Here is an 11,545-nt window from a genome sequence, read left to right as displayed (position 1 = left end):
TTAGGTATCCATATTGTTATGGTGATTTCAAATATGCCACAAAGGTAAATGAAAAAACAAAACTTATTGAAGAACTTCTTCGAAATGTACATAGCTCTTCTAAATAAGTTGCAGAATGAAATATAATGATACCCAGTTATTAACAATAATATCTAAGAAAAAACTATTTTATTTATTAATTCACATAATTTTCAAAAATAAATTCTGTAGATGTTAATATTTGTTATATAATATATTTGTCAAAGCATTACCCTTGAAGTTTCTACGGTCAATTTGTAAGATAGTTTGTTTGGTCCTTATATTCGCCTTAAACTAAAAAGAACTTGTAGAGATTCCTACAAGTTTTTTTGTTTTAAGGGTTAAATGTGAATTTCAAATATAGTTGTAATTTTTTGAGGGGGAAAAGTAAATGTTTATAAAAACAGAAAGGTTATTAATACGGAGATTTGAGTTCAAAGATTGGCAAGCTGTTCATGAGTATACATCAGATATCAATGTTATGAAATACATACCTGAAGGGGTTTTTACTGAAGAAAATACAAGAAACTTTGTGAATGAAAACATTGGTGAAAATGCTAAGAACTTTCCTGTAGTATTAATAGATAGGGATATCCTGATTGGTCATATAGTTTTTCATAAATATTTTGGTGAGCATACATATGAGATTGGTTGGGTGTTCAATCCTAAATATTTCAATAAAGGATATGCTTCTGAAGCAGCACAAGCTACATTGAAATATGGCTTTAAGGAAATGAAATTACATAGGATTATAGCTACATGTCAGCCACAAAATACCCCATCATATCGAGTAATGGAGAAGATTGGAATGAGAAGAGAAGGCTATTTCAGGAAGTGTATACCACATGGGAATGAATGGTGGGATGAATATTATTACGCTATTTTAGAAGAAGAGTAGTGTTTCAGAATGCATCATTTAAATTGACACTCTTATTCCTAAATAGGCAAGTTGACTATCTTTATTGGGGATTCTTGCTACTAAAGGCGAAGTTTATTTTCAGTATCGCTGACGTGCAAAACTTTGTATAATCTGATCTTATCTCTAAATCACAACTGTTACCCCATCACCATCAAGTTAAAGTTTCATTTTATTTTGCTAACTTGATCGTGATGTGACGTAACCTTAATTATTTAAAAATTTTAAAAAGTCCCCTTAGTCATGTTAAAGGGACCTTGATCACGCAAATGATCTGTAAACCAATTCATTTTTTATATACAGATCATTTGTATGATAATTTTTTATAAATAATTGCTAAATAGTGAATTTACATAAATGCTTTTAGTAGTTCTTGAATTAATGGGATTGCTCCACCTATAAATTTTAAAACTGCCATTGCGATTTCCATATTATTCTCTCCTCTTTTTCGTATTAAGATGTAATAAATCTTTATAACCTTATTATAGTAAGCGCTTACAATTATAACAATATATTTTCGTATGCAATATTGCATATTTATACATTAGATCTCTATTATTCATTTTTTAATGGTACTATAGCGAGGTGAGAGTCTTTAAGGGTTCTGCTTAATAGGAGGAAATATGGAAAGAGTGCAAGCGATTTACAGTAATCAAAAATTTAAGAGTTGGGTTAAACAGGTATTAGCTGTAGGAGGAGTAATAGGGTGCTGTTATTTGGTGTTATATGTTTTCTGTTTCTTAGTTATCATGTAAATAGTATACAACTAAACTAGTAGAGTCTTGCCTAGAAAGGTAAGGCTCTTTTATTGTAGTACCTGGAGATGAGCAAACTACATACAATATCTCTCAGGTTTTTCAGATCACTTTGTACGGTTTCTTGTTTAGAACACTAATTCCTATCATTGAAAACAGAATTCTATGGATAAAAAATATGTTTTTACTAGATACATATTAAAAAGACAAGCATAAATTATATTAGATTTTGACAAAGTCTTTTTGATTTCGAAAAGGATTTAAATCTTACTTATAGATTTGATTCCTTTTTATATAATATAATCCTTATATTGATACGTAAATATAATACAGTAATAATGATTTAAAAGCAAGAATTTTAGTAGCGGTACGTTCACACATCCATCAACTTAAGATTTTAAAGTAGCTCTTAAACAAAAAAAATTCTTTTTTTAATTGATTAATAGTAAACAAGAAAGATTGGCAAATTAACAACTAAAGAGATTTATTCAGGTAAAATCTATCAAAAGGTCCTTTACAAAATTTATACATAATTCAATTACAAAATAATGTAAAAATTATGCATTTTTGTAAAAGAAATTCATTGACACTTGTGTATATAAGTAACTATACTCGTTACATCAAATTGAATGCGTGATAATACGATTTTATTATTATTACAAACATGTAAATATAAAAATAGAAAATTTCAATTTGATAAATACAATGGTAGAGGTGTTTATTTTAATGAAGCACAAATTAATTGCAACAGGTATCCTTGCAGGAGCTATATTATCCTATTCTTCTAATATTTTAGCAGATACTCATAAATTCCCAGATGTTCCTACATGGGCTGATAAATCCGTTAACTATTTAGTTGATAAACAGGTATTAAATGGTTATCCAGATGGAACTTTTGGTTCAAATGACTCCTTAGACAGAGCTTCGGCTACAAAAATTATGACAAAAGTTTTAGGTATACAAATTGATCCTAATGCAAAACCATCTTTTACAGATTCACAAAATCACTGGGCTACTCCTTATATTGCTGCTGCTGAAAAAGCTGGTATTGTTAAAGGTGAAGGTAATGGAATCTTTAATCCATCCGGAAAAGTAACTCGTGCTGCTATGGCTACCATGCTAGTAAATGCATATAAACTACAAAGCACAGCAAATCATAACGAGCAGGTTAGATTTGAAGATTTAAAAGGGCATTGGGGAGAAAAACATGCCAATATTTTAATAGATTTAAAAATTTCTAATGGTACCGAGAACGGTTGGCAACCAAATAGATTTATAACACGTGCTGAAGCTGCTCAACTTACTGCAAAAACAGATATGTTACAACAAAATTTAAACGATGAAAAAGAGGTTATTACTGCTACCTCATATGAAGATTTAAATTTAACAGTGGCTTCGAAAATTACAGCTCAAGAGATTGATAGTTTTATTGCAAAATATCATTCAGATAGTCCCTTAGTTGGACATGGACAAGATTTTATCAATGCGCAAAATCAATATGGCGTGAGTGCTCATTATTTAGCGGCGCATGCGATTTTAGAATCTGGATACGGAAAATCAGAAATCGCATATCAAAAACATAATTTATTCGGTCTACGTGCATATGATGGAGAGCCGTTTAAATATGCGAAATATTTACCAAGCTACGGCGATAGCATTGCTTATAATGCTAATTATGTACGAGAAAGATATTTAGAAGAAAATGGTATGTATTATAACGGGCCAACATTAACTGGCATGAATGTGAAATATGCATCAGATAAAGGCTGGGCTAAGAAAATTGCAGGCATTATGGAACGTATTAAACCGTTTCGTGTAGAAGACTATACATATGAAAAAAAATTATCAAAGAATCCTGAAACATTAGATGTCGAAGCGTTATCAAATGAAATTCCGTATAAAATGTATGCAGACGGTTCAAGCACAAATGTTGTATCATCAGCTACTTACTACCAGGTACCTTATCCATTTAATTTGAAAATTAAAAGTAGACCAGATGTAGCTGTCGAGGAAAATAAAGTTGGTACAGTAACTCCTGGAACAACCATCTTTATTTATCGTGAAGATCCAAATGGATGGGTAGAATTCTCTTTTGAAGCTAATGGAGAAAAATATTGGACATTAAAAAATAAATTAAGTATGTAATTAAAAAGATCTATTGCACTAGTTTTAAAAGTATGGGATTGGACAATTGATTCTCTAGATTAGAAATACAGTAAATTACCCGTTGATGTAGCAGCTGCAAAGATTATTCAAAATGTCTTAGCAGGTGCGACATCCGCATGCTTTTTCGGGAAAATGTTGCGCAAAGTAGGTTCATTTTCAGCACTATCTCCTGGTTCACCGTAATCTTTAATGATGTAATATTCCTTATCTTAAATGTATATATTGAATATATGGATATATTGTGTTATGATGTGAATTAGAAACTCGCGTGTTTCAAATACAACATTTTTATCTTCTTGATGACCTCTTATCTTTCCGTAAGAGGTCCTTTTTTATCCCTCCGTATTGCATAGCCGCTAAAATACTATGAAAAGATACTAGAGACTACTACAATGTGATATTCTCTAGTATTTTTTCTTTATCCATATTATCTATTGTTGGGTAATCGATGAATTATTAATTTTTGTATGATTTTCACAAAATAACTTTGAACCATTATTTATTTCAATATAAAATAATAAAGGGGTATATATGAATAGGTATGTCCTTTTTATGTGATGATAATGCGAATTGAAGCGTAATACTGAAACGGTAAACGAGAAGAATCAGTGCCGAAACAGATAGTAAGGAAAGTAAAACAGTAACAGCAGACAATACTTATAATGAAAACGTTCATAATGGACTGTCTATGGATGGAGAAAAAATACGAAAAGATAAAAGGGGCAAATGAATATGAACAGAGCCTTTAAAGGTACCGTATTAGCAGGGATAAGTGTGGGTTTCTTGCTAGCTGGTTGTACAATAGAAACATATGTCCTAACGCAGTCCAGAATATAAGCAAGTAGATTAAGTATTCTAAGCAGATAAATGAAGACTATCGCGATGAAGAAATTGAAAGACAACTAAGAGGTATAGCATTCTGACTTTCTAAATAACATGAGTGTTTCTATAGAATGAATCCTTAGGAGGGCTATTGTGGAACCTTTAATCAATGCTATTCTATACTTTGTATTTTTATTTGGAGCACTGTTTCTTATACTGGGTACTGCATTGGTTTTATTAATCGTGGCTGCATTACCAGTAATCTGGAAGAAGAATCTATCATTCCTAATGATTAGTTTAGGTATAAATATACTTGTCATTCCATTGTCTTTTTTTATTGGCGGGATGGCAACAGATTCTTCTGGTAGTACGATGCACGATTTTTGGGAAGTATTTTTCTTTATTCAGGTATTTCCGTTTCCCCTAGTACTGCTATCTTTAGTTTGGTGGCTTGTGCGTCGAAAAAAAGCAAAAGTTCATGTATAGTGTTTTTAATGCAAATAAGCTGTCCGTTTGGGCAGCTTATTATATTTATTACTAAGCGTGATTATTTCCAAAATGAATGCAATACCACTATACAGTTAAATTGAAGGTGAAACATATTGAAATCTTATCAAACTTTAGCCCACTTGTATGCATTAGGACTAGGCTGCGGACTTTGGAATAGAGAGGAGGTTATTTCATGGTGCGATAGGTTGATTGAAGCAAGTGATCACCCGCCATATGAAATTATGGAGATATCTTTAATGTCTAAAGCAAAGCTGATATATATAGAATCGGCTTTACTGTCATATAGCCGCATAGTTGATGAAAAACCCTTGGTAAACATCCTTCTTTCAGTCTTAAATGAAAAGTTAGTAGCTCAGAAATGGAATATTAAACAAGCGATTACTTGCTCTACTCGATTACTAGTAAATAGAGGCCTGTATTGGGAAGAAGAATATTTTGATTTATACAGCCTTAATGATAGCTATGACTTAGCACAGGAAGGTATCCATTTTAATGAAAAAGATGTGATTTCTGCTTATATCGATACATTAGATGTTTTTCGCATCCATTTTAACGAGTTTGAAGATCTCTATTTACAAGTCATGAAACAGAAGTGGCAAGGGGAGAGGGCAGGAAAAAGAATCATTGAATCGTAAGATTTATTTCCTGTATTTATCACCAAATTTATCTAGCCAAGACAAATCTGTCTTCGTGTTGATGAATTTTTGTCTCTTAATAGCTTAATGCTATCGTTTTTAATTTTTCCGACAGCAAGCAAAGTTAGCATGTTTAATGCATAATCAGACGCCTGTAAATGAGCATTACTATTTAAATTTTTACCAGAGAGTAATTTAGTTAATTAGTAGAAAAAGGAAGGGGCCTATTTGGCTCCTTCCCTTTTCTCATACATACATAACGCTTGTTGACAACTTATGAAATAATAGCATTCATCGCTATTAAAATATAACATTAAAAGCAATTAATTAGATATGTAATTTTGCATATATTGTACTATTTCATGAATAGGAACAAAACTATTTATTCCTTTCTGTATGGAGACAAATAGATTTAGGTTTACTTAGGGTAAGAAGACCTGATCATTGATTGCTGGTTAAACCATATTTCTACGTATTTGAAACAAATTATTTCACTGAATTGTATGTTAAAGAGAGTGAGGGATTTATGAAATGTAGATTATTCCTTGATTTCTTACTCGTGATTTTACTTGGACATCGGAAAAGAAGTTACGTTATATACGATTTCAAAAGGGGATATTATTCAGTGCATCAAAAGATGCGCTCCGTTTCCTGTTTCCTATCCTACTAAATTACCATTCCAAGCAAATTTCTTCTCTTTCAAACAATTCATCCATTGAATAAAGATAATTCGGCCATACGTATCGGAGGACATGAAACTTTCTTAATACCATTTGGAATATATTTCAATATACTTCCGATACTATAACAGATCGAAAATTTCTTTATTGGAGGTATATAATGGCATATCCATTTCGTAACTTAGTATTTGAAGGTGGCGGGGTAAAGGGAAGCGCTTATATAGGTGCCATCCGTGCACTAAATGAAGAAGGGATTTTACCAGAAATACAACGATTTGGAGGGACTTCAGCAGGAGCGATTACTGCATTACTTTTAGGTCTTTCCATTCCATTCGCAGATCTTGTAAAAATCCACAAAGACATGAATTTCAAAGCGTTTAAAGATGATGATTTTTCGATTGTACAAGATAACATTCGTTTATTTTTTGATGGTTTTGGTATCTATAAAGGGGATTTCTTCACTGAGTGGGTAGGAAAGATTGTTGAAAAGTGGACAGGGAGTAAGGACACAACTTTTCAGCAGTTGTATGACAAAACAGGAAAAGACGTGTTTTTCCAAGGAACGAACATTTCTACACACCAGCTTCGTACGTTTTCACGCGAAACGACACCTGATGTCCCATTAGTAGTTGCTGTGCGGATTTCGATGTCCATCCCATTCTTTTTTAAATCTGTGGAATGGGATAAAGATTATTATGTAGACGGAGGTGTACTCGATAACTACCCAATTCGTTTATTTGATCGAAAAAGTTTTGTGAATAAAGAAGAACACTTCACGACCACAGATACGATTGACGAGGTTAATAAACTGATAAGCAATATAGAGGATCATTTTACATTAAGAAGCTTACACACGAAATACAATGCATCTTTCTTTGATCCTACAGATGAAATTGTCTACAACAAAGAAACACTTGGTTTCCGTTTAGAATCTCAGGCGGAGGTTGCCATGTTAAAACATATCGCAACCTCAACAGAACATCATATTGGCCATTCTCTTATTCATTTTGCATGGAATTTGTCTCAAACCATGATCAAAGGTCATGAGAGCGGAAAAACCACCAAAGAAGATGCTGCCCGCACTGTATTTATTAATACATTCTTTACGTCGGCGTTTAATTTTGATATCACAGAAGAAGAAAAGAAAACACTCATGAATTCAGGTTATACTTCTACTAAAGACTATCTACATCAGTTTAATACGTCTGAAGTAAAATTGTTTAATCGACCATAAAGCCGAGTGCAATGCACTTGGCTTTTTTTAATCGTCCTGTAAATTCTTTTTTTAGTAGCTAATAAAAATTTAGATAGACTATGCATAGAACAAGAGAGAGGAGATAACAGAAAGTAATAAATATAAGTTTTGATGACTTCTTATTTTGTAAAACTAGGGTGTAGAAAGGGTGAAACAGGTGGAAGAAAAACGAATTATGATTTATACAATTTTTTGGCTAACACAGTACAAAAGAGAACCTTAAAACGGTGGATAGGAATGTATCAAAAAATGAATAGAGTAGCAAGGCGGATTTATTGTGGAAGTAGGGATTTTCCTTTTTCTTTCTACTGATAATAAAACGTTATGTAGACTGGGGATGTATAAGGTATTCATTGCTATTCCTTCAAAATGCTGATGTTACATCACATTAAAATAACCTCTAATTTAAGTATTGAAATTCTCTAAATCTCGATGTATTATATTCTTGTATTTTCTCACTTTGCGAAGCCTAGAAAACATCATCACTTCTGAAAGAACTCGAACTCTAGCCGGTTCTTTGAATTTACTTGAACTTATTTTTGAATCATTGTATTATATTTTCGAGTCTTACTCATATAAATCATTATCAGGAGAATCTGCAAATTTGCAGGTTCTTTTTTATTTTATTGAAAGTAAAATTTTAGCCAGTCGTTTATTTTCATATTGTTGATTTTTATACGTGTTTGGTAAAAATCAATGAGTTGTAAAAAAAATACTATGCTGAAATCTAGTTCGGTATAGCAATGTGCATATAAAAGATCTCACTTTGCTATATCCCCTAAAAAGAGTCATAAAAATCTATATTTTTTTAATTCAGTTGCATACTACAAAACTTCTTTTAAAAGAAATGTATGTACATACACATTATATTTTGTTCCATAACTCTCTAACTTTCGTTCACGATAGTCTGTTAAGTACAGGATTATTGGCGGGTGGTGCAATAGGTGCAGAAGATGTGAAAACAAATGAAAAAGTACAAGTTGCTGTTGCAGGTAAAGAGGGAAATATAACGTATAAAGAAATTGATAAAGCAGAATCTCCATTGTTATTTGGAATGTATCCTTTATGTTAAGATCCTAATAAGAAGTTAGTTTTTTTTGATAATTAATATTTATACAAAATATATAATTAATATACTAAAGCGTTTTTAAATTTTATTAATGTATTCCTTTTCATATGAATGAATTATTTATTGCAACAGGTTTCCCTTTCAAAATAAGATGTTCAAACAAAAGACAATATAAGTATCTTTATAATGATTTTTCAATATAATCAATGTGTTTATGAAAGGAACTCTGTGTTATTTTTGCCTTTTTACTAACTAATACAGCTTCAAACAAAGGACACAATTGCTACATACTAAGTGTAATTTATTACCTATTCAAAATTCTGTCTATTCAATCTTTCTAAAAATAAAAAAAGATTAAACTTATAAATATACAAGTTATAATGAGGGCGTCGAGACACAATTTATTACCTCTAGAGAAAATATCAAACCTCGTTTTGGATTAAAAATTCTAAAGAACTTGCCAGTAATTTTTTAAAATTGGACATACTGATATGATTACTATACGGAGGATAGCGGATTAGAAGGGAAGTTTATTCAACTCAATAAAGAAAGCGTTATCAAACAAAACTTGTTTTGAATCGATCATTCTAATAACTTAGATTCAACTACAGCTAAAAATAATAAATTATGGGGGTGCTTATATGAACATGAATGTAGCATCTATTAAAGAAAAAAAGATTGTTAAATACAAAAGTTGTTTTGATGTGATTGGGCCCATAATGATAGGCCCTTCAAGTTCACATACTGCAGGTGCTTTGGCTATTGGAACAGTTGCTAATAAATTATTTCAAGGTCTTCCCAAAAAAGTTGTGGTAAAGTATTATGAATCATTTGCTGAAACCCATAAAGGTCACGGAACTGATTTTGCAATTATTGCTGGTATATTAGGCTTAGCTGCTGATGACAGCAAAGTGCCAGATGCTATTAAAATAGCAGAGTCTAAGGGAATTGACATTACCTTTATTGAACAATTGGGTAATAGTCCTGCTGGTCATCCAAATACGGCAGATGTATATGCAGAGGATGAAAGTCGAAGTATTAGAGTAATGGGTATTTCGGTCGGTGGTGGGTTGATTGAAGTCAAAAATGTTGAAATTGATGGATTTAGCTTAAATCTGCAGGGGCCATTGCCAGTTGTTATTGCGATTTCAGAAAGAGCTGACTTTGAATTTGTTTTACGCAGGATCTTTAAACAATATGATGTGGAAATTAACAACTTTCATAGTTTGGAAGATAAAACAAAATATTTATATGCATTCGCTTTGGATTCGATATTGCCAGGTAATGCTCAGAAGGAATTAGGAGATTTAAGCAATATAGCTAATCTTATTATTCTTTAGTCACATTAAGGAGTGAAAAATATGTATATGGCCATAAAAGAAATTGTGGATGCAGCTAATAAAAGCCAAAAGCAAATTTATGAATTAGCAATCGAACAGGAAATCAAACAAACTAAAACTTCTTATGAAGAAGTATGGAGTAAAATGGAACGAAATTTAGCGACTATGCAACATGCAATAAATAAAAGTATCGAGGGCGACGGTGTATTTTCTCCAACAGGTTTGACCGGAGGGGATGCTGTAAAAATTAAAAACTATCGAGAAAATAGGAAAACTCTTTCTGGAGATTTGATGGTGTTAGGGATTCAAAGTGCTATCGGTGTTAATGAAGTAAATGCTGCATTAGGAGCTATTTGTGCAACTCCAACAGCAGGTGCGAGTGGGACGATTCCGGGAGTCCTATTTAGTATTAAAGATACGTTGCAGTTAAGTCATGAAGATATGATTCATTTTCTATTCACTTCAGCGTTATTTGGAACGATAGTCGCAAACAACGCTTGTATTTCAGGAGCGTATGGAGGATGTCAAGCTGAAGTAGGAAGTGCCTCAGCGATGGCGGCTGCAGCTGCGGTAGAAGCTGCGGGTGGAACGCCACAGCAATCTTCTGAAGCTTTTTCGATTGCATTACAAAATTTACTCGGTTTAGTTTGTGATCCGGTCGCTGGTTTGGTAGAAATTCCTTGTGTAAAGAGAAACGCCATTGGAACGGCAAATGCTTTAGCAGCAGCGGACATCGCATTAGCTGGCGTAAACAATCTCATCAATGCTGACGAAGTGATTGAAGCCATGTATAGAGTTGGAAGACAGATGCCTCGCGAATTAAGAGAGACAGGTTTAGGTGGTATTGCAGCTACACCTACAGGAATTGCCATTAAAAATAAAATCTTTGGGGAGAACCAATCAAATCAATAAGTTATCGAATATATTGTGAAGTTTTTAACAATCTTTACTCTATTGTTCGCCTAAGGATGTCTGTATATTGGGGGAGTTATCAATAAAATATACTACTATATAATTAAAATATTTTATAAGTGGTAACAAACCCTTCAGGTTGATGCTTCGCTAATTTTTTGATTTTTATTAACCTAGAAGGGGGATATTCGTTGTGGGGCACTATATAAGCTATTCATTTTTCAAGAACGGTCTATATTCCTATATCTTAAAAAGAGAATTAAGAATAGGACACAAGGAGGAATTATTATATGGATGGGAATACTGCAAAAAACATAGAATTTCAAGCTGATAACACTGCAGTAAAAAACGAGAAATATTTAGACCCTAAAAAGTGGCATAAACAGGATACTACCTGGGCATTGAGCCTTTTTGGAACAGCAATTGGAGCAGGAGTACTCTTTTTACCGATTAATGCAGGTTCAGGT

At 32.5% G+C, this 11,545-nt stretch carries 9 protein-coding genes and 3 pseudogenes; 10 read left to right on the top strand and 2 right to left on the bottom strand.

The features are described from left to right. The first annotated feature begins 409 nt into the window (after window positions 1–409). Window positions 410–916, top strand: a complete 507-nt coding sequence (locus HMPREF2590_RS24065) for a GNAT family N-acetyltransferase (protein WP_000470155.1) — start codon at window positions 410–412, stop codon at window positions 914–916. Window positions 917–1,283: 367 nt separating this feature from the next. Here the strand turns inward: HMPREF2590_RS24065 and HMPREF2590_RS24060 are convergent, their stop codons facing one another. Next, the gene (locus tag HMPREF2590_RS24060; protein WP_002005090.1) at window positions 1,284–1,469 is read right to left on the bottom strand and encodes a hypothetical protein; all 186 of its coding nucleotides are present in this window, start codon (window positions 1,467–1,469) and stop codon (window positions 1,284–1,286) included. Between the two features lie 946 nt (window positions 1,470–2,415). Here HMPREF2590_RS24060 and HMPREF2590_RS24055 point away from each other — a divergent pair. Next, window positions 2,416–3,834: an S-layer homology domain-containing protein gene (locus HMPREF2590_RS24055; RefSeq protein ID WP_000680983.1), complete on the top strand. Its 1,419-nt coding sequence runs from the start codon at window positions 2,416–2,418 to the stop codon at window positions 3,832–3,834. Window positions 3,835–3,858: 24 nt separating this feature from the next. After that, window positions 3,859–3,972, top strand: a pseudogene (locus HMPREF2590_RS29585) (polysaccharide deacetylase); the annotation flags it as partial. Here the strand turns inward: HMPREF2590_RS29585 and HMPREF2590_RS31295 are convergent. Then, window positions 3,960–4,052, bottom strand: a pseudogene (locus tag HMPREF2590_RS31295) (peptidase M56); the annotation flags it as partial. The pseudogenes HMPREF2590_RS29585 and HMPREF2590_RS31295 overlap by 13 nt on opposite strands. 778 nt (window positions 4,053–4,830) lie before the next feature. Here HMPREF2590_RS31295 and HMPREF2590_RS30135 point away from each other — a divergent pair. The 7 genes and pseudogenes from HMPREF2590_RS30135 to HMPREF2590_RS29565 all read left to right on the top strand — a co-directional run. After that, window positions 4,831–5,163: a hypothetical protein gene (locus tag HMPREF2590_RS30135; RefSeq protein WP_000433526.1), complete on the top strand. Its 333-nt coding sequence runs from the start codon at window positions 4,831–4,833 to the stop codon at window positions 5,161–5,163. 116 nt (window positions 5,164–5,279) lie between these two features. Continuing rightward, window positions 5,280–5,822: a hypothetical protein gene (locus HMPREF2590_RS24045; protein ID WP_000844539.1), complete on the top strand. Its 543-nt coding sequence runs from the start codon at window positions 5,280–5,282 to the stop codon at window positions 5,820–5,822. 840 nt (window positions 5,823–6,662) lie between these two features. Next, window positions 6,663–7,736, top strand: a complete 1,074-nt coding sequence (locus tag HMPREF2590_RS24040) for a patatin-like phospholipase family protein (RefSeq protein WP_000331129.1) — start codon at window positions 6,663–6,665, stop codon at window positions 7,734–7,736. A gap of 838 nt (window positions 7,737–8,574) precedes the next feature. Then, entirely contained in the window at window positions 8,575–8,829 is a 255-nt protein-coding gene (locus HMPREF2590_RS24030; protein WP_000557537.1) for a hypothetical protein, read from the top strand. A gap of 638 nt (window positions 8,830–9,467) precedes the next feature. Further along, a complete protein-coding gene (locus HMPREF2590_RS24025) occupies window positions 9,468–10,166 on the top strand; it encodes a serine dehydratase beta chain (RefSeq protein ID WP_001056999.1) in 699 nt (232 codons plus the stop codon). A gap of 21 nt (window positions 10,167–10,187) precedes the next feature. Then, the gene (gene sdaAA, locus HMPREF2590_RS24020) at window positions 10,188–11,078 is read left to right on the top strand and encodes an L-serine ammonia-lyase, iron-sulfur-dependent, subunit alpha (RefSeq protein WP_000281778.1); all 891 of its coding nucleotides are present in this window, start codon (window positions 10,188–10,190) and stop codon (window positions 11,076–11,078) included. A gap of 290 nt (window positions 11,079–11,368) precedes the next feature. Continuing rightward, window positions 11,369–11,545: pseudogene (locus tag HMPREF2590_RS29565) on the top strand (septum formation initiator); the annotation flags it as partial.

It is taken from the genome of Bacillus sp. HMSC036E02, from assembly GCF_001836235.1.
Taxonomy (GTDB): Bacteria; Bacillota; Bacilli; order Bacillales; family Bacillaceae_G; genus Bacillus_A; species Bacillus_A cereus.
This window is presented reverse-complemented; position numbering and strand designations above follow the sequence as displayed.

Coding starts and splice junctions, on each gene's coding strand:
- HMPREF2590_RS24065 (WP_000470155.1), top strand. CDS start 410: ATGTTTATAAAAACAGAAAGGTTATTAATACGGAGATTTGAGTTCAAA.
- HMPREF2590_RS24040 (WP_000331129.1), top strand. CDS start 6,663: ATGGCATATCCATTTCGTAACTTAGTATTTGAAGGTGGCGGGGTAAAG.
- HMPREF2590_RS24025 (WP_001056999.1), top strand. CDS start 9,468: ATGAACATGAATGTAGCATCTATTAAAGAAAAAAAGATTGTTAAATAC.
- sdaAA (WP_000281778.1), top strand. CDS start 10,188: ATGTATATGGCCATAAAAGAAATTGTGGATGCAGCTAATAAAAGCCAA.
- HMPREF2590_RS24060 (WP_002005090.1), bottom strand. CDS start 1,469: ATGCAATATTGCATACGAAAATATATTGTTATAATTGTAAGCGCTTAC.
- HMPREF2590_RS24055 (WP_000680983.1), top strand. CDS start 2,416: ATGAAGCACAAATTAATTGCAACAGGTATCCTTGCAGGAGCTATATTA.